The sequence below is a fragment of the Bacillus sp. CCNWLW194 genome (assembly GCF_037120585.1).
GTDB classification, from domain to species: Bacteria; Bacillota; Bacilli; order Bacillales; family Bacillaceae_G; genus Bacillus_A; species Bacillus_A basilensis.
Map to the genome: position 1 here is coordinate 287,024 of NZ_JBBBBL010000005.1, position 24,041 is coordinate 311,064.

Sequence of the window (24,041 nt, forward strand, 5' to 3'; positions counted from 1 at the left end):
GTTTTTTAGAAATAAAAAACTACATCAAATGGAAAAGCAGTATGAATTGATTCAAAAGAAATTTGAAAGGAATGAGGAATTGTGAAGAAATTAGATGTGCTATTAATGTTATTGAGCGGCCTCTTTCCAGTTGCAGGAATTATAAAGCAAATCCCACTAGAACAGTCTTTATATATTGGAGGCCTTTTATTTTTTACTAGTTTCGGTAGTTATTTTGCGAAAAAAATATATTCACGCATATGTAGCTGGATAGCGTATGCTCCATTTATAACACTACTGTTAGTCATTTGGCATCAAGATATTTCAATAAGTTCAATAATAGCGAACGCGAAAATTGCCGCTTGTGTCGCTTTAATTCCGTGTCTATTCCGTTTTCGTACATATGGACTTACATTCGGTTTAGTCTCATTATGGGCTGCTTTACTATGGGATATTAAAGAAGTACAGTCATTAGTCATACTTGAACGTATGTCGAGTTTAAGGACGAGCCATTACTTATATATTCTCCTTTTAATTGGGGGACTTATATTAGGTGGGTTACTTGCGATGTTATTGCACCGAAAAGAGGAAGATAATAATAAAGAAAATATTAATCTATTTAAACAAAAAAAGAAAAGAAAAAGACTATTATTTAAGATTCGTCTTCCAAGATTACCAAAATTTAAGATGAAGTTATTTAAGTTTGGTGGAAAAGTATCAAAACGAAAAACACCAGAAAAAATACGTGAGCATAATTACGAAGAACCAGCTCCAGCTGCAACATATGAAACGCCAGAGCAAATACATCAATATAAAGAAGGTACTGTTCAAGGGCAAACGAGGATGGAACGTCGTAGAAATAGGTATAATGCATAAGAAATTTCAGTAAATCCTTTAATGATTTATCATTGAATTGATGAACCATTAAAGGGTTTTTATGTAATTAAATATAAATTGCTAATTAGGAATTCATAGCATAATCTAAAGTTGGGGACTTAAATAAAATAATGGGAGGACAAAATGCTTATTATTACATATTTTGCCGTCTGCATATTATTCTTAGCTAGCTTTTTACATGTTTACTGGGCTTTTGGAGGTAAGTGGGCGACGAATATTGTCATTCCAACAAAATCTGGAGAAAAGGCGTTTACACCAGGTTTAGGAGTGACATTGTTCATTGCGTTATTATTAAGTATGGCAGCAATGATTTTATTGCAACAAACAAATATAGTTCATTTTGCATTTCCTAATATTATTGTTCAAATGGGATCCTGGGTTTGTATGGTTGTTTTTTTCATAAGAGTAATTGGTGAGTTTCGTTATTTTGGTATTTTTAAACGCGAAAAAGATACGCATTTTGCTAGAATGGATACCGTTTTATTTATACCACTTTGTGCATTTCTATCTTTATCCTTCTTATTAGCAATTATAACGTGAATATATAAATATATGGGTATTAAATAAGTGGTCTCTGTGCAATCAGAAGCCGCTTATTTTGTGTGGTTACATTTTATTGCAAAAATATAACCAACAATATTTTAATACTGTATTACAAAGTAAAGCGATGTATACAACTCTAATTAAGAGGATGGATTGCTTCTAGTTGGTAAGCAGTGAAAAAATTATTACAATAATGTAAGGTTTATGTAATGATAATCGATAGTAAATTAAAGTGTTTGAGTGTATTTTTAATATGGTTTAAAAGTACTGTTTATCTATAAGGATAAATAATATTTAATTAGGAAGTGTAATTAAATGATTGAGATTAAATCTATTATTCATTCATACAAACTAAAGAGAAGAATAGCTAGGGATTTATACGGCACCAGGGATGAATTGACGCTATTATTAAATGAATTTAATAATATGAAATGTACAGTTGTATCTGAAAAAAAGGAAAATTGTATGCTAACTCGTTTACAATTAATTTATCAAAATATGAACTTAGATAAACAGTTTCCTCTTCCCCTTGCTTTACATAACAAGTTTTTGGAGCGATTAGAAAATGAATCTCTTCAAACTATTGAGGGTTGTATATCGTCTCTACATTTAATGTTAGATATAAATTATGAGAAAATAAGACATTATGGATCGAGCACAAGTAGGTCATTTGTTCCATTATCGCAATCTTCTATTTGTCTTGCTGATTGTATTTGTTTAACAGGATTTGTATTAGGAGTACTAGGAACAGTGACATTTGGAGGGTTAATATTATCTGTATGTTCGCTTACATAAAGAAAAAAGAACACTCACTTAAGGTGTTCTTTTTTAGTTATTTAGAAGAGCTTCTGAGATAGGAAACATTGATTCAAATGTATAAGTCCATTTTTATCATGTTGTGTAACTTAAAAAGGAAAGTATCAGAAAATGCTTATTTTGAATGAATATAAACAGCGACTATTTGGGATCCGTATTAGAATGCTTAGAATTGGTCAAAAAATGTCGGGTGAAATGTAAATAAAAAAGGACAAGCAGTCGTATCTGCTGTCCTTAAAAGGAGAAAAGTCTTTTGATAAAGAACTACGAATAAACAGAAAAACTGCTTGTAATTAGTTTTACCCTAAATATACATGTCTATACAAAAAAGGGATAAGTAAAAAATACTTATCCGAGGAAGGGAAATCCAAAACACCAAAATGGCTTGCATTAGTATGCAGGTTCAAAAGTAGTATATGTAAAACGAAAAATCTCATACAAAAGCAGACAAGTAAAAGTGTTGTTTGCTAGAGAATCTAATGAATGAGCCAACTTTTCACGCTTCTTTTCCCATGTCAAGAAGATAATGAATAGTACACAATTACGCGGAATATAAAAGGGACATAACTGAAAGGAAAGAAGTGGGATATACTTTTGGTTTCTATGAATGATGTATTTTCTTCATTTTCTTTGTCCCAAAAATACAACTAATAATTGCGAGTAATGCATTTGAAGAAATGAAATTTACGGTCCAATAAATTCCTGTTCCAGCAATTAAATCGATAATAATAAATTTTTTAATTGCCGAACCTTTTACTACATAAAAAACAAATTGATTGTTATTCAATGCTTTCACATCCCTTATCTTTTTTTTAATATATGACAAGGCATGCTTGTTTTAGTCTTAATGTTAATAAACCAATATGACTTAGAAGAAGCTAATAAAGCAATTATAAATAAAGGATAATTATTGGAAGTTACATTCTTAACTTCAGTGAAAAGAGTTCAAAATTATAATTTTTCCTGCGTTACTGATAAAATATTATATTTTACTAAAGGGTTTATGCGGAAAATTTGATAAAAAATTCTTTAATTAAAAGTATAATTCCAAGCAGAAACAAGACTTCAATAGAGAACCAAAACATACTTTTTTGAGGCTTTTTAAATTCCATAATAATAGATGAAAACAAAAAAATAGCAATAAGTATGATAATTAAGAGGCGAATTATATCAGCCATTAATAACACTCCTAATATTTAATCAATACTATTATATAATTCTTTCTAAAGATGTAGAATGCTAGAAACGTTTGATTGTAATTTTAATAAAAAGAATAAGAGGTGTAGATTGGCTGTTTTTCTTAAAGTCATTTTAAACGTGTTATGGGATGTGATAAACCATACTTTAATAAAAAAGGATGTAAGCGTATTCTTATCGAATTATAGATAATTAAGAGAGGCGGTGACACTATGAAGTATGTAAAAGTCAGTATGAATGGTGGAAGTGAGCACAAATTCTCAATGACTTTAGAACGATTTGAAGAACTTATTACTACAGAGAAAGGGTTATTAGAAAATAAATTAGTTTGTATTGAAAATGTAATGATTAATCCTACTAATATATCTTCTGTAGTTGAAAAAATTGGTGTACCTGCTAAGTTTATGGAAGTTTAAAGGTGATTAGAGAAAAAACATCCATGGGGATGTTTTTTGTTTATAAATAAAGCAATTTTACAATGTAAGAATGAGCAGGTTTTATTAGTAATAATGTAGGAAGGCCTTTTATAGCGAGTTAGTTATCCAATGTGTATGTATGTATCTGGCATCTGGATATTGTGTTTTTTTATGCACAATATAATAAGTACAAGCATATAGTATGTAATAGGACAAGATCTTCGTGTCCGAATCAATACTCAGAAAAAACCTCTAATCACACTAGGGCATCCAATAGCAGGGTGCTCTTATTTTTTATGAAAAATGTAGCTCTACAACGGTTTCGTTTCAATTATAGTTTTCTTTAACCTTTGATTTTAAATTTATCTTTTACGTTAATAAATATTAAGAATAAAATGATAGCAATAATTAAATTAGACAAATAGAAATTTTGGTGAAACAGTAGTTCAAAGATAACATCAAGTGTATATAAGAAAGCCACAGCAGGTAATATACAAATAAATATAAATCTCCAATTTTTTAGATAATGTTTATAAGTAGTAAGTACTTTCTCCATTAATATTGCTCCTGTAGTTTTTATTTTCTATATAATTATACATTTAAATAAAAAGATTTACAAAGTATTTAAAATTTATTTAGCAACTATTGTGATTTCGTGTGATTGATAACGGGGAAGCGAAAAAATATTTTAGGTCTATAGCTTGAGGAGGAGATGGAGAAAGATTTTATTAAAAACTTAGATAGCTGCATAAATCAGTGTAAGAAATGATTTGACTAAAAAGCTTTTAAAGAACGATAGTAAAATGATACACTATAATCTACGTTATTTTGAAATGAATAGAGGGATTTACGTGATAGATAAAATTAAAAACGTTGTTGAGGATATGTATGAAGATGAAGCAAAACACTTACTTCAAAGTATTCTAATACAGTTAGATGTATTAGACGGGAATTATAACGAAGATATGATAAAAAATTTAACGAGTGTTCCTAAGCAATTAACGAGTGATACAACTCAGGAAAAGAACATAAGAGAAAGTATACACATTCATATCGCTTTTGATGATTCAACAGCCGGTTGTTTAAAATATATGTTGAAACAGGAAGGGTTACTCGAGGAGAGTGTGGTTTCATTCTCTGAATTCTTTTCAATTGGGCCAATACATCAATTACATACAAATGAAGGTCAATTAGCAAGAAAAGAGTGGTTATTAAACAACTTAACCGCTTATGATAGCTATTTTGAAGATGAGTATTTACCAAGATTTATAGAAACTATAGAAGAACTACACACTATTCCTAGTGAAACGCCTATTACAATTTGGAAAGCAAATAACGCACATGAACATGTAGGTCTATGTTTTGTATTGACACAATTAAAAGATAAGAAAAACATTCGAGTTATTAATACGTCTGAAGCAAGTAAAGAAATATTAAAACAAGAGTATGATATTCGTGGAACTGGAGAATTAGCGCCTGAAAGTTTAGCTCTAATTCAAAAAAGTTTTGTAGAATTGCCTTATTTAACTGTGGAGAAACGTATGCAGTTTGAACATGAGTGGGATAGTCTATCGAAAAGTACGGAATTTTTAAGAGTTTGGACAGACAATGAAGTGCATTCTGTACAAGAAGATTATTTTGATCAATTTATAATTGAATGTGCGAAAAGTGTAGGTGCTGATCAAGAATTTCTAAAAGCTCCGAGAGTAATTGGTGAAGCACTTGGTCTTGTAGAGCAGTTAGTTGGCGATACGTTTTTAGAATATCGCTTAAAGGAATTAATTAAACAAGAAGTATTTGAATTTGTAGGTTCACTAGATGAAATGCGCTTTTATAGTGTGAAGTTAAGGAAATAATAAATACATTTTATGTTTAAAAACCTCGTATTATTAAGAATACGAGGTTTTTAAATTGAAGTTGGGCTATAACATAAGCTTCCTTTAGAGGGCATATCACATATGAATGTTAAAGGTACTGAATGAAAAGAAGGTGATTTGTTAATATGTATAACCAACAAAATTATCCATATGATCAAGCGATGTATTATCAACCACAAAACTACGGATATGAATCTACAAATGAAGTGAGAAATATGGAACAAGAAGATTATAGACCAGATGATGCGGAAGATGCTCCAACGTCACCACCACCGTCACAAGCTCCATCATTACCATCTACATTTGCTTCTCCAGCACAAGCAGGTAATATGAAATCATGGATGTGTAACTGTTTAGGAAGATGGGGATATTTACGTTTACATCGTCCTGGAACTTTCGGAAGAGACTTATGGTTCTTTCCGACTGAAGTGAGAAGAAACGGAGTATCAGGTTACACTTGGCAAGGTGGTCGTCGTCGTAAAGTAAGTTACCGCTATCAACAAATTAGTAATTTTATGTGTTTCGCATAAAAAAAGTGAGAGAGTAAAATTATTTTACTCTCTCACTTTTTTTATTTTTCAATATACGAAGTAAGATTTTGATTAAAAATTAACAATTTTCACGTTTTTATTAGAGTATAATGCATATGTTGGTTGGTTTTCAAAAACAAATGAGAGTGAGGGAATACAATGTCAATGAAAAATAAAGTTGGGCTAAGAATAGAGGATGGTATTAATTTAGCTTCAGCTCAGTTTAAAGAAGATGCGTATGAAATCTATAAAGAATCTAGAAAAATGCAACCTATCTTATTTGTGAATGAAACTGAATTAGGTGCAGAGTGGCTTATTACAAGATATGAAGATGCTTTGCCACTTTTAAAAGATAGTCGCTTAAAAAAAGATCCGGCCAATGTCTTTTCTCAAGATACATTGAATGTGTTTCTTACTGTTGACAATGGTGATCATTTAACGACGCACATGTTAAATTCAGATCCACCAAACCACAATCGTTTACGATCACTTGTACAAAAAGTTTTCACACCGAAGATGATCGCGCAATTGGAAGGAAGAATTCAGCATATCGCAGATGATTTATTGAACGAAGTCGAGCGAAAAGGTTCATTAAACCTTGTTGATGATTATTCATTTCCTTTACCGATCATTGTGATAAGTGAAATGCTTGGCATTCCAAAAGAGGATCAAGCGAAATTTAGAATTTGGTCTCATGCTGTCATTGCTTATCCAGAAACACCAGAAGAAATAAAAGAAACTGAAAAGCAACTATCTGAGTTTATTACATATCTTCAATATTTAGTTGATATGAAACGAAAAGAGCCGAAAGAAGACTTGGTTAGTGCTTTAATACTTGCAGAGAGTGAAGGGCATAAACTTAGCGCTCGGGAACTATATTCAATGATAATGTTACTAATTGTGGCAGGACACGAGACAACGGTAAATTTAATAACAAATACAGTATTAGCACTTCTTGAAAATCCGAATCAATTACAGTTATTAAAAGAAAATCCAAAATTAATTGATGCAGCTATTGAAGAAGGATTACGATATTATTCTCCAGTTGAGGTAACGACTTCAAGATGGGCAGATGAACCTTTTCAAATTCACGACCAAACAATTCAAAAAGGGGATATGGTTGTCATTGCATTAGCTTCGGCAAACCGTGATGAAACAGTATTTGAAAAACCAGAAATATTCGATATTACTCGGGAAAATAATCGTCATATTGCCTTTGGACATGGTAGCCATTTTTGCTTAGGAGCTCCACTTGCTAGGTTAGAAGCAAAGATTGCTATCACTACTTTATTTAAGCGAATGCCTGAACTACAAATAAAAGATAACCGTGATGAAATCAAATGGCAAGGTAATTATTTAATGCGTTCTTTAGAGGAATTACAATTAGCATTCTAGAATATTTATTGTAAGACATGCATACATTGAAAATGATTTACATAGAGTATGTATGTGTAATTTAAATTCGAAACGGAAGGGTGAATACATCCCAATGATCAACTAATTCTATTTGCAAGAGATCTTCGTTAAAAAACGAAATATTCTTCTGAATAGGATTAGTATGTACATTTATAGAAAAGGGATGTATTTCGCTCTGTGAAAATATAGTCTTTTCATATGATTTGTGCTGCCTCCTGTTCAGAACATGAAATAGGAGGCTTTTTTATGTCGACAAATGTAGTAACAAAACAAAATACCGGGGTATCGCAAGTATTAAAAAATCGGTTTGTGCAAGGAATTCTAGCATCAGCATTATTTTTGCAAATAGGAATATGGGTTCGAAACTTTGCGGTATTACTATACGTAATGGAAATGACAAAAGGTGATGCTTTTGCTATTTCAATGATTTCAGTTGCTGAGTTTGCTCCAATTTTCATCTTTTCCTTTATTGGCGGAACTTTTGCTGATAGGTGGAAGCCAAAGAAGACAATGATATGGTGTGAAATGTTAAGTTCTATTTCAGTATTTGCTGTATTAATTACTCTTATGTTTGGTACGTGGAAAATTGTGTTTTTTGTCACGCTTATTTCTGCAATCCTTTCGCAGTTTTCTCAACCATCTGGAATGAAATTATTTAAACAACATTTATCAACGGAACAAATCCAATTAGCGATGTCTATATATCAAACAATATTTGCGATTTTTATGGTGTTAGGACCGATTCTTGGAACATTTATTTTTCATAGTTTTGGAATTTATATTTCAATCATCATAACAGGTATCGCTTTTTTACTTGCGGCAGCTGTGTTGTTATTTCTTCCTAAAGATCTTGAGAATGATAATGAGAAGAAAGAAATCACTCTATTACAGGAAATGCTGGACGGTATTAAATACGTGAAAAAGAAAAAAGCATTAACTTTACTAGGGCTTTGTTTTATGGCAGCAGGACTAGGTATAGGATTAATTCAGCCATTAGGTATATTTATTGTGACGGAGCAGTTAGGGCTGTCAAAAGAGAGTTTACAATGGTTACTGACAGTCAATGGTGCAGGGATGATTGTTGGTGGAGCTTTAGCGATGGTATTTGCGAAGAATGTTGCTCCGCAAAAGATGTTAATTGTAGGGATGCTCGGTCAGGCGATTGGTATTGGTATTATAGGTTATTCGACAAATTTATGGGTGACACTTACAGCACAACTTTTTAGCGGTTTAGCTCTTCCTTGTATCCAAATTGGTATTAATACGCTCATCATTCAAAATAGCGATACTGATTTTATTGGTCGTGTAAATGGTATTTTAAGTCCACTATTCACAGGTTCAATGGTAGTAACGATGAGTATTGCTGGCTCATTAAAGGAGATGTTTTCATTAAGTATGATGTATGAAGGAACGGCTTTCCTTTTTATAATTGGATTATTGTTTATTTTACCTATATACAATTTAAAGCCAACGATAGCAATAGAAAGTGAAATAAGTGGTAAAGGAAGTGCTATACAAAATGAATCCTAATCCAAATGTTAAATACCCTATTGAAGGAAATCAAAACGTCCATTTTATAAAAAATACAATAACAAAAGCTAATATACTTGTTGGAGACTATTCATATTATGATGCGAAAGATGGAGAAACATTTGAAGATCGAGTATTACATCATTATGAATTTCTTGGAGATCGCCTTATTCTTGGAAAGTTTTGTTGTATTGCAAATGGAGTTACCTTTATTATGAACGGAGCGAATCATCGGATGGATGGATTTTCGGCATATCCATTTAATATATTTGGAAATGGGTGGGAGAAGTATACACCTAATTTGTCTGATTTACCTTACAAAGGTGATACAGTTATAGGAAATGACGTTTGGATCGGTATGGATGCAACGATTATGCCTGGAATAAAAATAGGGAATGGTGCAATAATAGCAGCTAAATCTGTTGTGACTAGAGACGTCGCACCATATACAATTGTTGGTGGAAACCCTGCAAATAAAATAAAGGAACGATTTACAAATACAATAATAGAAGAATTATTGCAAATTCAATGGTGGCATTTTGATATTGAAAAAATAACTGAAAATATAAGTGCTATTGTACAAGGGAATATAGAGCCATTAAGAAAGCTAAAAAGGGAATAAAAAATGCATAACAAAGAGTATCATACCTCCGAATTTTGTTAATGATAATAGAACAAGGAGGTGTGATACTATGGCACAAGACGTTTTATGTGAAGTAAACAACTGTAAATTTTGGGCTAACGGCAATAAATGTAGTGCAGATGCAATTTATGTTGTAAGTCATAAAGGTAAACAAGCATCTACAACGGAAGAAACAGATTGCAAAACTTTTGATCCAGAAGTATAAATTTTTTTAAGGGTAACCAAATCGTGGTTGCCCTTTTATTAATTATAGTATTGATAATAAATCTCATTTTCATTCATTATTTTTAACTTTTCTTGTTATTTTTTCATATTTTCTTCATAAGTGATGTAATCCAGAGTAATTCATGTTCAATACGTGATTTACTAAATTCAATGATTTCTGTAATAAAAGAGGAGGTAATATCTAAAGATTGAATAGCAGTAAGCTGTTTATGTAGTATGTCTTGGCGCATTGTTAAAATTTCTTTTCTAGCTTCGCAATCAAGTTTTTCAAAAAGCGCGACACGAACAAGAAACTCTGCATTGTTTGTCGCGAGTTTTTCGGGAAACTCGCGTAACATTTCAGAAAACATTTTTTCTCCGGTTTCTGTTATGTCGTACATATTTCGGTTTGGTTTTCCGACTTGTGTATGTACTTTTTTCGTTATAGCCCCCATATTCTCAAAACGCCGAAGAGAAGGATAAAGCATATTATGATTTAATTCAAAATTCTCTCCTAACCGATTTTGGATATTTTTCTTTATTTCATAACCGTGTTTTGGCCCTGAAGTTAATTCTGCCAGTAATAAAATATCAACATACATAAAAATCCTCCTTATATATTTCTCAAGTTATTCAATGAAAAATCTCCTTTAATATATGTTAAAATAACATATGTTAGATTATACAACTTTGAACTACCGACCTATCACTTTTATTGTAAAAGAAAAGGGAGGAAAGAACTATGGCTTCGCCTGAAAATGTGATTTTAGTTCATGAAATTTCAAAGCTGAAAACAAAAGAAGAATTGTGGAATTCATATGAGTGGTATCAATTTATGAGGGATAATCATTCGGTTCATTATGATGAGGAGCAGGATGTATGGAATGTTTTTTTATATGATGATGTAAATCGAGTTTTATCGGATTATCGCTTATTTTCAAGTAGAAGGGAACGAAGACAATTTGCAATCCCACCTTTAGAAACTAGGATAAACATCAATTCTACTGATCCACCAGAACATCGCAATGTACGTTCTATTGTTTCTAAAGCATTTACTCCAAGAAGTTTAGAACAATGGAAACCTCGAATACAGTCTATCGCAAATGAACTTGTAGAACATATCGGAAAATATAGTGAAGTTAATATCGTTGAAGAGTTTGCTGCACCTTTACCTGTTACCGTCATATCCGATTTATTAGGAGTGCCAACAACTGACCGTAAAAAAATTAAAGAATGGTCGGATATTTTATTTATGCCGTATAGTAAAGAAAAATTTAACGATTTGGATGTAGAAAAAGGAATTGCGTTAAATGCATTTAAAGCATATCTTCTTCCAATCGTTCAAGATAAAAGATATCATTTAATCGACGATATTATTTCAGATTTAATACGAGCGGAATATGAAGGCGAAAGATTAACTGATGAAGAAATTGTTACTTTTTCTTTAGGTTTATTAGCCGCTGGTAATGAAACAACTACAAATTTAATTATTAATAGTTTCTACTGCTTTTTAGTGGACTCACCTGGAACATATAAAGAATTAAGAGAAAAACCTAAATTAATTTCGAAAGCAATTGAGGAAGTATTACGCTATCGCTTTCCAGTTACATTAGCTAGGAGAATTACAGAGGACACAAATATATTTGGACCTTTTATGAAAAAGGATCAAATGATTGTTGCATGGGTAAGCGCAGCAAATTTAGATGAGAAAAAGTTTTCACAAGCATCTAAATTTAATATACACCGAATAGGAAATGAAAAGCATTTAACCTTTGGTAAGGGCCCTCACTTTTGCTTAGGGGCACCACTTGCACGTTTAGAAGCTGAGATTGCATTAAGTACTTTTATAAAGACTTTTGAAAAAATAGAGTTATCTTCATCCTTCTGTTTAGAAGAATGTATATTGGAAAATGAACAAACATTAAAACATTTACCTATTCGATTGGAAGCTAAATAAAAATCTTAACAAGATGTATATATTTGCATCTTGTTTTTTGTTTCTCAATTGTGAGTTTTATAAAATTACCTTAATATGGAATTGTATAAAATGTAGAGGAGGATTCTTATGTTGACTTGTAATGGAAGTAAATCATTTCAAAAGTTTATTAAAGGTGTTACAGATCTTATGGAAAATTGTTTATTCGAAGAAGAAATAGTGTGTGGCATTGAAAAGTTACTAGAAGAACTTTTAGAAAAGAAAACATGGCTTCCGATAGAGAAACAGAAGGCGAATTCGGCTCAATATGCACGACACTTGCTATATGAAGACCCTTTAAAGCGTTTCGAAGTATTAGCTCTCGTATGGAAAGACGGCCAATCTACACCTTTACATGATCATGATGGTACATGGGGAGTAGAAGGCGTTTTTACAGGAAGGATAATGGTGCAGAACTTTATACAAACGAAGCAACTTGAAAATTCACTTGTGTATTTAACACATACAGGAAATCTTTATTTGGGAGAAGGAGAAACAGATAAAGTAATTCCACCAGCTGATTGTCATATTCTTGAAATAGGAAAAAGTGAAAGCGTTATCACAATTCATGTTTACGGAAAACGTTTGGAAAAGTTTAAAGTATTCGTCCCAACTGAAGAAAAGAATGTGTACATGTGTGAGACAAAATATATTAGTTATAATTCATAGTTTAAAATCCAAAGCTTTTTTTAAAAAGTTTTGGATTTTATTTATAATTATTTCTTGACCTGAAACGCTTTTCATAAATTATAAATAAGGAGTACTTCACGAAATAAGTATGAAAACGATACCTTTCGTTTAATATGAACGCGTGTATATATAGAAAGTGGTGAAGAAATAATGAAATTAATTGCAATTGATTTAGACGGAACTCTTCTTTCGGGGAATAAAATGATTAGTAAAGAGAATGCAGAGGCAATTCGAAAATGTCAAGAAGCAGGTCATGTTGTAGCAATTTGTACTGGACGTTCTATCGTCGACATTGAGCGATTATTGTTAGAAGTTAATTTAGAGTGTCCAATTATTGCCGAAAATGGCGCGCTTATATATAAAGATAAAAAAATGATGAAGAGATATCCAATTCAAAATATGCAAGCACTTGAGATTGTGCACTATCTTGAAGAAAATGGGTTATATTATCAGCTTTATACTGATAAAGGTGTGTACGTGCCGGAATATGGAGTAGAAAGTGTACGTAATGAAATCGAATATGTGAAGAATTCAAATGAAAATATCGACTTGAAAGAGTTAGAAACGATTGCAGCATTATACCTTGAACATACAGCATTTCATAGTGCCGAAAGCTGTAAACCGATTGTAGAAACAGATATACATGTGCATAAACTTTTGCCATTTTCTTATGATATAGAAAAATTAAAAAAGTTAAAAGAAACGTTTCTGCATAATACTGATTTAGCCATTACATCTTCGTATTGGCATAATTTAGAGATTAATCACCGAGACGCCCAAAAAGGAAATGGATTATATACTTTAGCAGAACACCTGAATATTCCAGTTGAAAATACTGTAGCGATAGGTGATGGGCTAAACGATGTATCAATGATGGAAAAAGCAAATATATCAATTGCAATGGGGAACGCAGTCGAAGAAATAAAAGCGATGTGTCAATACGAAACCTTATCAAATGAAGAACATGGTGTTGCACATGCTTTATATAAATATGTAATGTAATAAAAAAAGAAAAAAGAATCTACATAGATTCTTTTTTCTTTTTATTAGGGGTAAGGTATTCTATGAGATTCATAGAAGCCTTATTACATTTTATTATATAGAATATATTGGAATAAATGTTTATATTTTTCATAAAAATTGTGAAAATTTTATGAACTTTATATTTTTTGTATTTTTATACTGCAACAATCGGTGCGTAAAACTCTAACATCAAAATTATAAGTATGCATGTCGGCGCGATTTATGTTGTTCGTCAAATCAGAATTGATATGTGATGAACAAAATGCATACTGATTAAAGTTTCATTTTATATGTGAATCCCTCTCTTTTTTAATTGAAAAATAAAATTTGTTCGAATAATTATTCTACAGCTATATACCTAATGGCACATTCTTCGTATAATGGAGAAGTATAAATTTTGAATTTGTATTAATTTTACATATTGAGGTGAAAAAAGAATGAATGCGCGGCTAATGGAACTTATTGATGTGAGTACAATAGAAACCATGGCAGAACAATTTTATCAATTAACCAACATATCACATCAACTTCTTGATGCTGAAAAAGAATGTATATTTTCTTTTGGAATAAATGAGACGAAAATATGTAAACTTCCCAAAATTGAAATCCCCATTTTCATATACAATCAATATTTAGGATCTTTTGTAGTATGGTCAAACAAAAGTGAAATTTTCAATTGTCAAAAATATTTTGAAATGCTTTCAAATCTAATTATAGATGGAGTAATGAAAGGATTCCAAAGTAAAAATACAACGTTACTTTCTCGAAAAGAGGAGGAACTACATACAATCTTACAAAACATGCCTGTTATGGTTGATGCACTTGATTATAATGGAGATTTTGTTTTGTGGAATCGCGAATGTGAAATTGTGACAGGCTATACTGCAGAAGAGGTAATTGGAAATCCAAACGCACTTCGATTACTGTATCCTGATCATAATTATCGTCACGAGATACAAAAGAAATTTTTGACTCGCGGAAAGAACTTTAGAGATTGGGAAATGCGCTTAACATGTAAAAATGGTGAAATTAAAACGATAATGTGGTCCAATATATCAGAACAGTTTCCTGTAAGTGGATTTAGTTATTGGGCTGTTGGGGTAGATATTACACATTTAAAAGCAATAGAAGAGAAATTAAAACAACAAACGTCTGAATTGGAATTAATTTTTAAGGCTTTACCAGATTTATGTTTCTTAACAGAAGATGATGGAACAATTATTGATTATAAAGCAGGATCCCCTACAAAATTTTACGTACCCGCAGAAGCTTTTATGGGAAAAAAGTTTTACGAAGTATTACCATCTACAGTAGCACAAAAATTTCAAGAAGCAATTTGTCAAGTGAAAGAAAAAGGAACAAATACAATTATTGAATATCCACTTACAATTAATGAAAGTATCGATTTCTTTGAAGCTAGATGTTTACCGTTATTGCATGATAAAATTATGATTATTGTACGGGATATTACAGAGCGGAAAAAGACAGAAGAATTGCTAAATAAATCAGATACACTTGCAGCAATCGGTCAATTAGCTGCTGGTGTAGCTCATGAAGTAAGGAACCCATTAACAGTCATTAAAGGGTTTATACAGTTATTCCAAATTAATATAGAAGATCAAGAAAAATATTTTGATCTAATGCTTTCTGAAATTGAAAGAATAGAAGCAATTCTGCAAGAGTTTTTGTCGATTGCTAAAACAGATGAAATAAGTACCGAAAAGAAAAATATTTATCAAATATTTAAAAATGTCGTATCATTAATAAATACAAAAGCAATTATGACAAATATTCAAGTTGAATTATATACAGATTCCAAAGATATAATCCTTGAATGCTCAGAAAATCAATTAAAACAAGTATTTATTAATATTTTGCAAAATTCAATCGAAGCTATGCCGGATGGTGGAAAAATTGCAATTCATATAAAAGAGATAAACGATGAGGGTGTCATTATTCATGTAATTGACGAAGGAATAGGGATACCTGAAGAAAGAATTAAGAGATTAGGTGAGCCATTTTATAGTACGAAAGAAAAAGGTACTGGTATCGGATTAATGCTAAGTTATAAAATTATTGAAAGTCATCAAGGGAAAATAAGTATTATGAGTGAGGTTGGTGTCGGGACAACAGTGAATATTTATTTGCCAAAAGCTCAGAGTAAAAAATCTTTATCAAATTATGATGATAGATTCGAATCAATGCGTCCAATTATTAATTCTTAAATTACTAAATACCCAATACCCAATACCCAAAAGCTTAGTTTTTGGGTATTGGGTATTTTTACATTTAATTTAGTAAACTTTACCTTTTCTTTAGATTTGTTTTAATTTCTATTAAGTTTTAAACATTATATTAATATTTGTACAAGGTAATGTATGGAAGTCGCACGTTACTTTTAATATAGAAACCAAATATTATTTGAAATGTTGTAAGGAGGAGATTAAGACGAAGTGAAAAAACAAGAGAAAACAAGAGGTAGAGCAATACCGATGCGGTTAAACATTTTATTTTTTTGTGTATTTTTATTATTTTCTGCCATGATCATACAGTTAGGTAAAGTACAAATTATCGATGGAGAAACGTATAAAAATGAAATAGAGAAGAGAGAAAATGCAACCGTAAGTCTTTCTGTTCCGCGCGGAAAAATATTTGATCGAGAAGGGAATCCAGTAGTTGATAATAAATCTTTACGTACAATTACATATACAAAGATGAAAGGTGTAAAATCAGAAGAGATATTAAAAACTGCAAGACAACTTGCAGACATAATTGAAATGCCGCAAGAAGATATAAATAAGCTAACTGAAACGGATAAGAAAGATTTTTGGATGCAATTAAATCCGAAACTTACCGAAAAATTAGTATCTAAAAAAGAAATAAATAAGTTCAGAGATAAAGATATTACCGGGGAAAATTTAGATAAAAAAATAGAAGAGTTAAAAAGGAAGCGTGTAACAGATAAAAATCTTCAGGAATTAACAAATAAAGATATAAAGGTGTTAGCTATTAAAAGTAAGATGACTTCTGGTTATCAAATGGCTCCTCAAATTATTAAAAAAGATGTTAGTGAAAAGGAATTCACTATAATTAGTGAAGGTTTAGCGAATTTCCCAGGTGTAGACGTATCGGTTGATTGGGAGAGAGTGTATGTAAATGATGGATTATTCCGATCTGTTCTTGGAAATGTTTCTAATTCCGATGAAGGATTACCAAGTGAACGATTAGATTACTACTTGGTACGTGATTATAGCCGAAATGATAGAGTTGGAAAAAGTTATATCGAGCAGCAATACGAAGATGCACTTCATGGTACAAAAAAAGAAGTAAGAAGCGTTGCAGATAAACAAGGTAATACAATTAGAACGGAAACAGTTTCTGAGGGAAAGAGCGGTAAGAATTTAACTTTAACAATAGATATGGAATTACAGAAAAAAGTAGAAGAAAGTATAGAAAAAATATTAAAGGCATATAAAGGATCAGAATCCATGTTAGACCGTGCTTTCGTGGTGATGATGAATCCGAAAAACGGACAAGTATTATCCATGGCTGGGAAAAGACTTGTAGAAAAAGACGGAAAAACAGAAGTTGAAGACTATGCTTTAGGCACAATGACTAGTTCTTATGAGCTCGGATCAACAGTTAAAGGTGCAACAGTTTTAACTGGATTTGAAACGAAAGCTATAACACCAGGTACTTATTTTTATGATGCACCTATGAAGTTTAAAGGAACTAAGGAAAAAAAGTCTTGGAAAGAGTTTGGAAATGTTGATGATTTAAGAGCGTTACAAGTCTCTTCAAACGTTTATATGTTTCATACAGCATTAAAAATTGCAGGTGTGGATTATGTGAAAAATAGTTCATTAAATATTAAACAGGAGTACTTTGATAAAATGAGGTATTATTTCAGGCAATTTGGATTAGGTGTTCCAACGGGTATCGATTTACCGAATGAAACAGCTGGACAAATTGGTAAAAAAGATAATCAACCTGGTTTCTTACTAGACTACTCAATTGGCCAGTATGACACCTATACGCCACTTCAGCTTGTACAGTATATTTCAACAATCGCAAACGGTGGATATCGAATGAAGCCACAAATTGTTCAAGAGGTAAGAGAGCAAACGTCGCAAAAAGATGAGATTGGGAAAGTGGTGCATTCAGTAGAACCAATCGTTTTAAATAAAATAGATATGAAAGTGGAATATATAAATCAAGTAAAAGAAGGATTTAGAAGAGTGTTCCAAGAAGGTGATGGAACAGGTGTAAGGGCGTTCCAAAAAGCATCTTATAAACCAGCAGGTAAAACAGGGACTGCACAGACAGTATACGGTGGAGAAAGTGATATTGGAAGAAATGAAAAAGGTGAGCGAAGAGAATGTTATAATTTAACGTTAGCAGGATATGCACCATATGATAATCCTGAAGTAGCATTCTCTGTAGTTGTACCGTGGGTTATTAATGATAAATCTGGTATTAATTCTGATATTGGAAAAGAAATTTTAGATGCTTATTTTGAATTGAAAAATAAGTGATTGACTGGAGAAACTACAAAAATAGATAGCTCTAAAGAAGATTAAAATATATGAAATGTTATAGAAACTAGAGTCGTCTTATTTAGGGATAGATTCAAAATGGGTGATAGAGAGGTAAAATCATTCTATCAATTATTCACGTTTTATAAAATAAATCATATATTGATAGCATAGGACAAGCTGAAAAGCTTATTCTAACCTCACAGAACACTCCTTATCACGGTTAGGCATCTACTTATGTAGATGCCTTTTTTAATTTAATGACGGACAATTATTTATCAATCTAAAGTAGCAAGTTTATTGGGACTATTAGGGGAAGATTGACGGTAATAATTACAGTATGCTTAATAAGTGAATTGAAATGTAAGGAGTGAGAAAGAAGTGCTAAATATTTTAATGGTTAATTTTCCAGCAGAGGGACATGTAAATCCTACATTAAGTTTAGTCAAAGCCTTCATTGAACGGGGTGATCATGTACATTATATTACAACAGAACATTTTAAAGGCAGAATTGAAGATTTGGGAGCTACTGTTTATACCCATCCAGATTTATTAAAGGAGATTTCTATTGATACTGAAACTTCATATGGGTTGAATTCTTTCTTTCATGTACATGTTCAAACTTCTTTATATATATTAAAAATTACGAAAAAATTATGTGAAAGCATAATTTTTGATTTTGTAATTTATGATATATTTGGTGCTGGAGAGTTAGTAAAGGAGTATTTACAAATACCAGGTGTAGTTTCTTCTCCTATATTTTTAATTCCTCCAGAATTTTTAGAGACGTTACCTTTTCATCCAAATGCAGAAATACAATTCCAACCCGATGAACTTTCTGAAAAGTTACTATATCAAATGGAGCATGAATTTGGCGTAAAACCTAAAAATAATCTTCAATTTATGCATAATAAGGGAGATATTTCTCTCGTGTACACAAGTCGTTATTTCCAACCTAATAGCAATTCGTTTGGAGAAAATAACATTTTTATTGGGCCGAGTATTTCAAATCGTAAAACAAATGTAGAGTTTCCATTTGAAATGCTTAAAGAGAAGAAAGTTATTTACATTTCAATGGGAACACTACTTGAAGGACTCGAACCATTCTTTAATACTTGTATTGATACTTTCTCAGATTTTGATGGGATAGTTGTAATGGCAATTGGTGATAGAAATGATCGTTCTAAAATTAAAAAAGCGCCAGACAATTTTATAATTGCTTCATACGTACCCCAATCAGAAATATTAAGTGAAACAGATGTTTTTATTACACATGGCGGCATGAATAGCGTACACGATGCTATATATTTTAAAGTCCCATTTGTAATAATTCCACATGATAAAGATCAGCCAATGATAGCACAAAGGTTAACTGAGCTTGAAGCAGCGCATCGGTTATTAAAAGAGTATGTTAATGTGCAAACTTTGAAAGAAGCGGTAACAAACGTACTTTCAAATGAAAAGTATAAACATGGTATACGAAAACTTAATGATAGTTTTTTAGAATGTGGTGGTCCAAAAGAAGCCATTGCAGTTATTGAATCTCTTTTAAGTAAATAGTGTCAACAATATACAAGCATAGAGGTTCTACCTTTATGCTTGTATATTGTTATCCCGCAAACTGCACAGCAGTATTTGCATGTAAAAAAGCAGTATCAAACACAGGAACAGTAAGGTCGTTTTGTGAAATAAGCAAAGGGATTTCAGTACATCCTAGTAATATTCCTTCTGCGCCATTTTGAATTAATAATTTTGTAATTTGTAATAGCTTTTCTTTTGAGGTTTCTGAAATAATTCCTTTACTTAATTCATTTAAAATAACGTGATGAATAAAATTTCTTTCCTCTTCATTTGGAATGATTGTCTCAATGTTATAGTTTGCTAGACGTGATTTATAGAAGTCTTGTTCCATCGTTTGTTTTGTACCCAATAGTCCGATACGCTTTATATTCTGTTCTACCATTTCTTTAGCACTTACATCACCAATGTGAAGAAGCGGGATGGATATTGCACTTTCTACTTCTTCAGCAAATAAATGGACCGTATTAGAACACATTAATAAACATTCAGCTCCAGATTTTTCAACTTTTTTTGCAACTGTGACTAATTCGTTTTTCACTTTTTCATATTGATGATTTTGTAATAAAGTAGTTACCTCACCAAAGTCCATGCTATATAAAACAAGCTTTGCATTTTGATCATATTGAGAGAGTGTAAGTGTATTAATATGTTTATAGTATAACGATGTAGATTCCCAACTTAGTCCACCAATTAAACCGATTACTTTCATCGTGCATTCCTCCCGTAACTATTTTGAACTTATTATTTCATAATTCCGATAAGAATACAATGATTTGAATGTACCGTTAAATAAAAAAATAATTAGAAAAGTATTGAAATTTACAATTCTTAGTGCCATAATACGAATTACAAATTAATACTTATCCAGAGAGGTGGAGGGAACGGCCCTATGAAACCTCAGCAACCCCTATATAAATTTATAGGAAGGTGCTAATTCCGCAGAGGACACGATGTGTTTTTTGGAAGATAAGAGGATTCTTGAACGTGAAAGAAAATGACCTCTTATATAAGAGGTCATTTTTTGTTGTATAGAAAGGGAGTGTCGATGCATAATTCATTTTCAAAATAAATATAGAGTAATAAAAGTTGACTAATATGAGAGGGGAATTGTAATGAACAAATTATCAACAAAATTAGTAGTAGCAATCGGAATTGGGGCAGCATTATATGGGATATTAGGACTTTGGGGATTTTCTATTGCGCCAAATACATTTATTAAACCCGCATTAGCTATTTTAACTGTTTTTGGAGCTCTATTTGGTCCAGTTGCAGGACTGTTAATAGGTCTTATCGGTCATACCGTAACAGATACGATCGCTGGATGGGGTATTTGGTGGGGATGGGTTATTAGCTCAGGCATTATCGGATTTGCAATGGGACTCATTCAAAAAAGAGTTGGCTTTAGTGTGAAAAACGGGACGTATAATAAGGGAGATATTTCTTATTTAGCCATTACTGGGTTAATTGGAATTGTCATAGCTATTATATTTGCTGGGGCATTCGATATTATTGTGATGGGAGAACCGTTTGACAAAATTGTTATACAAGTATTAGGAGCAACAATTGCTGATGTTATTGTATTTTTAGTTCTTGGATTGCCAATTACAATAGGTTTAGCTAAATCTAATAAGAAACATACACATTTAAAAATTGAAAAGTAGGGATGTTAACATGCAACCAATTATTTCTTTTGAACAATTCAGCTTTCAATATGAGCATACAGCACAGCCTACTGTAAAAGACATTTCATTTCATATATATCCTGGAGAAAAAGTACTAGTTGCTGGACGAAGTGGTTCAGGGAAATCAACGTTAGCTCATTGTATCAATGGGCTAATTCCATTTTCTTATGAAGGAATTAGTACTGGTAATATTTTAATTGCCGGAAAAGATCCAAGGAAAGAGAGTATTTTTGAACAGAGTAAACAGGTAGGAACAATTTTACAAGATCAAGACGCTCAATTTATTGGCCTTACAGTAGAAGAAGATGTAGCATTTTATTTAGAAAACGAATGTGTAAATCAAGATGATATGAAAAAGATTGTTTCGGATTCATTAAAAAAGGTGAAGATGCATGCTTTTCATAAACAAAGTCCACATGAATTATCAGGAGGGCAAAAACAAACTGTTTCTCTAGCAGGTCTGTTAACAACAAATGCTAATATATTATTGTTCGATGAACCGTTAGCAAATTTAGATCCGCTAAGCGCCATACATACAATACAACTAATTAAAGATATACATAAACAATTGTAATTATTGAACATCGAATAGAAGAAATGTTAAACCTGGATTTAGATAAAATCATTTTAATTGATGAAGGTGAAATTGTTGCGATTGGGACACCTGAAAAGATTTTAGCGTCAAATATATTACCATCTATAGGCTTAAGAGAACCTATGTATATAGAAGTATTAAAGAGATTACATTTTGATAGTAATAATGACGTAATATACCCACTTGAAAATCTTCATAGGAAAAGTGTTAGTGGCGTAATAAATGAGTGGATGGAGAAGCAAGTTTTTTGTAAAGACACTCCTACAAAAAAAGAATTATTGAAAGTAGAGAATTTGTCATTCTCATATTCTAATAAACAAAAAGTATTAGATAATGTGAATTTCTCTATATATAAAGGGGAAATAGTAGCACTTTTAGGCCATAATGGAGCTGGAAAATCAACATTAGCTCATAGTCTTATAGGGATAAACAAAACAAAAAATGATAGGATTTTAATTGATGGAGTAAATATTAATTCTTGGTCTATTCGTAAACGCGGTGAGGTTATATCTTATGTGATGCAAAATCCTAATCATGTGATTACTCAACCTACTGTTATGGAAGAGGTTTCGTTTTCATTAAAATTAAAAAAATTTTCAAAGGAAGAAATTAAGCTTAGAGCGGAAGAAGCGTTAAAAGTTTGTGGTTTGTATCCATTTCGAAATTGGCCAATTCAGGCGTTAAGTTATGGACAAAAAAAGAGATTAACGATTGCATCTGTACTAACAACAAATCCGAAACTTATCATGTTAGATGAACCGACAGCGGGACAAGATTATTATCATTATAAACAATTTATGTCGTTTATTAGAAAATTAGCTGCAAAGGGAATATCGTTTATTTTGATCACACACGATATGAATCTCGCATTGGAATATACAGACAGAGCGATAGTTTTACATGAAGGGAAAATTATTGCGAATAATACCGCGTCTATTGTGTTAGGGCATCCAGAAACGTTACAAAGAGCGAACCTAAGGGAAAGTTCTTTATTCAAACTAGTTAAATTTAGTGGGATTGCATATCCTGAAAGGTTTATAGAACTTTATTTTGATGTTATTAGGAGGGAGGAAGATGTATAGTACATATTTTCATCGCATGGATGGAGCAGTGAAATTGTTATTATTTATTTTTTGTATGACGTTTACCTTTTTATTTTTTGATTTTCGCGTATTGCTAGTTGTATTTTTGATTGGATGTATGGGACTTATAGTTGCTAAAATTCCACTCCGTAAAATTTTTATTGTTTTTAGTGTTATATTTACATTCAGTTTATTAAATTCTGTCATGATTTTATTTATTACACCAACCCATGGATCTGAATTAACCGAATCATATACTTCGTTTGTGCATATTGGATATGCAACAATTACATATGAAACATTATTTTATGCAGCTACACTTTCATTAAAATATTTTACGTTATTACCATTTACACTTATTTTTATTTATACGACTGATCCAAGCGAATTCGTGAGTAGCTTAAGTAAATTTCGAATTCATTATAAGATTACATATGCAATAAATATTGCATTACGTTATATACCTAATATTCAGTCCGAATATAAAGTTATTAAACATGCGCAAGAGGCGAGAGGAGTAGCTTTTGAAAAAGGAGAAGCAAGTTTATGGATTCGCATGAAAAACCGTGTCTTAATTTTCTGGCCTTTAATTATTCATTCTCTAGAGAGAATTGATACCGTTTCAAACGCAATGGATTTAAGAGGATTTGGAAAGAAAGATACACGTACGTGGTTTTATACAAATAAAGCGAAAAGTGGGGATTTCTTTGCTTTATTTGTAGGTATTTTTATTTTAATTGTTGCAGTATATTTAAAATTACATGTATTTCAAAACTTTTGGTATCCATTTTAAAGCACTCTCAAATGAGTGCTTTTACTTATTTTTATAT

Annotated in this window: 23 protein-coding genes, 1 pseudogene and 1 riboswitch; of the genes and pseudogenes, 19 read left to right on the forward strand and 5 right to left on the reverse strand. The window is 31.5% G+C overall.

Features of this window, described 5'->3' with window-relative positions; genetic code table 11:
• Positions 1–81: 81 nt before the first annotated feature.
• The 3 genes from V7S50_RS14325 (at position 82) to V7S50_RS14335 (ending at position 2,214) form a co-directional block, all read left to right on the forward strand.
• Positions 82–855: a DUF3959 family protein gene (locus tag V7S50_RS14325; RefSeq protein ID WP_242253417.1), complete on the forward strand. Its 774-nt coding sequence runs from the start codon at positions 82–84 to the stop codon at positions 853–855.
• Between the two features lie 144 nt (positions 856–999).
• Complete coding sequence (locus V7S50_RS14330) at positions 1,000–1,416, forward strand: DUF3995 domain-containing protein (protein WP_242253418.1); 417 nt, start codon at positions 1,000–1,002, stop codon at positions 1,414–1,416.
• Between the two features lie 318 nt (positions 1,417–1,734).
• Positions 1,735–2,214 (forward strand): homoserine dehydrogenase, encoded by a 480-nt coding sequence (locus tag V7S50_RS14335; RefSeq protein WP_242253419.1) that lies wholly within the window; start codon positions 1,735–1,737, stop codon positions 2,212–2,214.
• 622 nt (positions 2,215–2,836) lie between these two features.
• On the opposite strand, the gene V7S50_RS14340 is transcribed toward V7S50_RS14335, so the two are convergent.
• Both V7S50_RS14340 and V7S50_RS14345 read right to left on the reverse strand, forming a co-directional pair.
• Positions 2,837–3,022 (reverse strand): hypothetical protein, encoded by a 186-nt coding sequence (locus tag V7S50_RS14340; protein ID WP_242253420.1) that lies wholly within the window; start codon positions 3,020–3,022, stop codon positions 2,837–2,839.
• Positions 3,023–3,236: 214 nt separating this feature from the next.
• Complete coding sequence (locus V7S50_RS14345; protein WP_162840209.1) at positions 3,237–3,413, reverse strand: hypothetical protein; 177 nt, start codon at positions 3,411–3,413, stop codon at positions 3,237–3,239.
• Positions 3,414–3,644: 231 nt separating this feature from the next.
• Here V7S50_RS14345 and V7S50_RS14350 point away from each other — a divergent pair, with 231 nt between their 5' ends.
• Positions 3,645–3,848, forward strand: a complete 204-nt coding sequence (locus tag V7S50_RS14350; RefSeq protein WP_063223516.1) for a hypothetical protein — start codon at positions 3,645–3,647, stop codon at positions 3,846–3,848.
• Between the two features lie 343 nt (positions 3,849–4,191).
• Here V7S50_RS14350 and V7S50_RS14355 read toward each other — a convergent pair whose 3' ends face one another.
• Positions 4,192–4,404: a hypothetical protein gene (locus V7S50_RS14355; protein ID WP_063223515.1), complete on the reverse strand. Its 213-nt coding sequence runs from the start codon at positions 4,402–4,404 to the stop codon at positions 4,192–4,194.
• Between the two features lie 295 nt (positions 4,405–4,699).
• Here V7S50_RS14355 and V7S50_RS14360 point away from each other — a divergent pair, with 295 nt between their 5' ends.
• From V7S50_RS14360 to V7S50_RS14385, 6 genes are all read left to right on the forward strand, one after another.
• Positions 4,700–5,704, forward strand: a complete 1,005-nt coding sequence (locus V7S50_RS14360) for a DUF1835 domain-containing protein (RefSeq protein WP_242253421.1) — start codon at positions 4,700–4,702, stop codon at positions 5,702–5,704.
• 146 nt (positions 5,705–5,850) lie between these two features.
• A complete protein-coding gene (locus V7S50_RS14365) occupies positions 5,851–6,255 on the forward strand; it encodes a hypothetical protein (protein WP_242253423.1) in 405 nt (134 codons plus the stop codon).
• A gap of 159 nt (positions 6,256–6,414) precedes the next feature.
• Positions 6,415–7,650, forward strand: coding sequence for a cytochrome P450 (gene cypA, locus V7S50_RS14370; RefSeq protein ID WP_242253425.1), 1,236 nt, complete (start codon positions 6,415–6,417; stop codon positions 7,648–7,650).
• Positions 7,651–7,917: 267 nt separating this feature from the next.
• Entirely contained in the window at positions 7,918–9,201 is a 1,284-nt protein-coding gene (locus V7S50_RS14375) for an MFS transporter (RefSeq protein ID WP_242253426.1), read from the forward strand.
• The gene (locus V7S50_RS14380; protein WP_242253428.1) at positions 9,191–9,823 is read left to right on the forward strand and encodes a Vat family streptogramin A O-acetyltransferase; all 633 of its coding nucleotides are present in this window, start codon (positions 9,191–9,193) and stop codon (positions 9,821–9,823) included. The genes V7S50_RS14375 and V7S50_RS14380 overlap by 11 nt, the downstream gene beginning before the upstream one ends.
• A gap of 70 nt (positions 9,824–9,893) precedes the next feature.
• On the forward strand, positions 9,894–10,049 hold the full coding sequence (locus V7S50_RS14385; protein WP_000046091.1) for a DUF1540 domain-containing protein: 156 nt from the start codon (positions 9,894–9,896) through the stop codon (positions 10,047–10,049).
• A 103-nt stretch (positions 10,050–10,152) separates the two neighbouring features.
• Here V7S50_RS14385 and V7S50_RS14390 read toward each other — a convergent pair whose 3' ends face one another.
• Complete coding sequence (locus V7S50_RS14390; RefSeq protein WP_242253430.1) at positions 10,153–10,650, reverse strand: PadR family transcriptional regulator; 498 nt, start codon at positions 10,648–10,650, stop codon at positions 10,153–10,155.
• A gap of 140 nt (positions 10,651–10,790) precedes the next feature.
• On the opposite strand from V7S50_RS14390, the gene V7S50_RS14395 reads away from it, so the two are divergent.
• From V7S50_RS14395 to V7S50_RS14420, 6 genes are all read left to right on the forward strand, one after another.
• A complete protein-coding gene (locus V7S50_RS14395; RefSeq protein WP_242253431.1) occupies positions 10,791–12,005 on the forward strand; it encodes a cytochrome P450 in 1,215 nt (404 codons plus the stop codon).
• 108 nt (positions 12,006–12,113) lie between these two features.
• Positions 12,114–12,692: a cysteine dioxygenase family protein gene (locus V7S50_RS14400; protein ID WP_242253432.1), complete on the forward strand. Its 579-nt coding sequence runs from the start codon at positions 12,114–12,116 to the stop codon at positions 12,690–12,692.
• 171 nt (positions 12,693–12,863) lie between these two features.
• Positions 12,864–13,715, forward strand: coding sequence for a Cof-type HAD-IIB family hydrolase (locus V7S50_RS14405; protein ID WP_063223506.1), 852 nt, complete (start codon positions 12,864–12,866; stop codon positions 13,713–13,715).
• Between the two features lie 458 nt (positions 13,716–14,173).
• Positions 14,174–15,961: an ATP-binding protein gene (locus tag V7S50_RS14410; RefSeq protein ID WP_063223505.1), complete on the forward strand. Its 1,788-nt coding sequence runs from the start codon at positions 14,174–14,176 to the stop codon at positions 15,959–15,961.
• Between the two features lie 228 nt (positions 15,962–16,189).
• Positions 16,190–18,271: a peptidoglycan D,D-transpeptidase FtsI family protein gene (locus V7S50_RS14415; protein ID WP_242253436.1), complete on the forward strand. Its 2,082-nt coding sequence runs from the start codon at positions 16,190–16,192 to the stop codon at positions 18,269–18,271.
• A gap of 381 nt (positions 18,272–18,652) precedes the next feature.
• Complete coding sequence (locus V7S50_RS14420) at positions 18,653–19,831, forward strand: macrolide family glycosyltransferase (RefSeq protein ID WP_242253438.1); 1,179 nt, start codon at positions 18,653–18,655, stop codon at positions 19,829–19,831.
• Between the two features lie 49 nt (positions 19,832–19,880).
• Here the strand turns inward: V7S50_RS14420 and V7S50_RS14425 are convergent, their stop codons facing one another.
• A complete protein-coding gene (locus V7S50_RS14425; protein ID WP_242253441.1) occupies positions 19,881–20,561 on the reverse strand; it encodes an aspartate/glutamate racemase family protein in 681 nt (226 codons plus the stop codon).
• Between the two features lie 148 nt (positions 20,562–20,709).
• Positions 20,710–20,825, forward strand: a riboswitch (SAM riboswitch).
• 139 nt (positions 20,826–20,964) lie between these two features.
• On the opposite strand from V7S50_RS14425, the gene V7S50_RS14430 reads away from it, so the two are divergent.
• The 3 genes and pseudogenes from V7S50_RS14430 to V7S50_RS14440 all read left to right on the forward strand — a co-directional run bounded on the left by V7S50_RS14430 (position 20,965) and on the right by V7S50_RS14440 (position 24,004).
• The gene (locus tag V7S50_RS14430; RefSeq protein ID WP_001038201.1) at positions 20,965–21,513 is read left to right on the forward strand and encodes an ECF-type riboflavin transporter substrate-binding protein; all 549 of its coding nucleotides are present in this window, start codon (positions 20,965–20,967) and stop codon (positions 21,511–21,513) included.
• Between the two features lie 10 nt (positions 21,514–21,523).
• Positions 21,524–23,211, forward strand: a pseudogene (locus V7S50_RS14435) (ABC transporter ATP-binding protein).
• Positions 23,204–24,004, forward strand: coding sequence for an energy-coupling factor transporter transmembrane component T family protein (locus tag V7S50_RS14440; protein ID WP_242253443.1), 801 nt, complete (start codon positions 23,204–23,206; stop codon positions 24,002–24,004). The pseudogene V7S50_RS14435 and the gene V7S50_RS14440 overlap by 8 nt, the downstream one beginning before the upstream one ends.
• Positions 24,005–24,041: the final 37 nt, after the last annotated feature.

Bases quoted from the DNA above. Each gene is read 5' to 3' on its own strand.
- V7S50_RS14355 (WP_063223515.1), bottom strand. From the start codon at position 4,404: ATGGAGAAAGTACTTACTACTTATAAACATTATCTAAAAAATTGGAGA.
- V7S50_RS14380 (WP_242253428.1), top strand. From the start codon at position 9,191: ATGAATCCTAATCCAAATGTTAAATACCCTATTGAAGGAAATCAAAAC.
- V7S50_RS14385 (WP_000046091.1), top strand. From the start codon at position 9,894: ATGGCACAAGACGTTTTATGTGAAGTAAACAACTGTAAATTTTGGGCT.
- V7S50_RS14330 (WP_242253418.1), top strand. From the start codon at position 1,000: ATGCTTATTATTACATATTTTGCCGTCTGCATATTATTCTTAGCTAGC.
- V7S50_RS14425 (WP_242253441.1), bottom strand. From the start codon at position 20,561: ATGAAAGTAATCGGTTTAATTGGTGGACTAAGTTGGGAATCTACATCG.
- V7S50_RS14365 (WP_242253423.1), top strand. From the start codon at position 5,851: ATGTATAACCAACAAAATTATCCATATGATCAAGCGATGTATTATCAA.
- V7S50_RS14375 (WP_242253426.1), top strand. From the start codon at position 7,918: ATGTCGACAAATGTAGTAACAAAACAAAATACCGGGGTATCGCAAGTA.
- V7S50_RS14350 (WP_063223516.1), top strand. From the start codon at position 3,645: ATGAAGTATGTAAAAGTCAGTATGAATGGTGGAAGTGAGCACAAATTC.
- V7S50_RS14440 (WP_242253443.1), top strand. From the start codon at position 23,204: ATGTATAGTACATATTTTCATCGCATGGATGGAGCAGTGAAATTGTTA.
- V7S50_RS14410 (WP_063223505.1), top strand. From the start codon at position 14,174: ATGAATGCGCGGCTAATGGAACTTATTGATGTGAGTACAATAGAAACC.
- V7S50_RS14345 (WP_162840209.1), bottom strand. From the start codon at position 3,413: ATGGCTGATATAATTCGCCTCTTAATTATCATACTTATTGCTATTTTT.
- cypA (WP_242253425.1), top strand. From the start codon at position 6,415: ATGTCAATGAAAAATAAAGTTGGGCTAAGAATAGAGGATGGTATTAAT.
- V7S50_RS14405 (WP_063223506.1), top strand. From the start codon at position 12,864: ATGAAATTAATTGCAATTGATTTAGACGGAACTCTTCTTTCGGGGAAT.
- V7S50_RS14390 (WP_242253430.1), bottom strand. From the start codon at position 10,650: ATGTATGTTGATATTTTATTACTGGCAGAATTAACTTCAGGGCCAAAA.
- V7S50_RS14400 (WP_242253432.1), top strand. From the start codon at position 12,114: ATGTTGACTTGTAATGGAAGTAAATCATTTCAAAAGTTTATTAAAGGT.
- V7S50_RS14395 (WP_242253431.1), top strand. From the start codon at position 10,791: ATGGCTTCGCCTGAAAATGTGATTTTAGTTCATGAAATTTCAAAGCTG.
- V7S50_RS14430 (WP_001038201.1), top strand. From the start codon at position 20,965: ATGAACAAATTATCAACAAAATTAGTAGTAGCAATCGGAATTGGGGCA.
- V7S50_RS14335 (WP_242253419.1), top strand. From the start codon at position 1,735: ATGATTGAGATTAAATCTATTATTCATTCATACAAACTAAAGAGAAGA.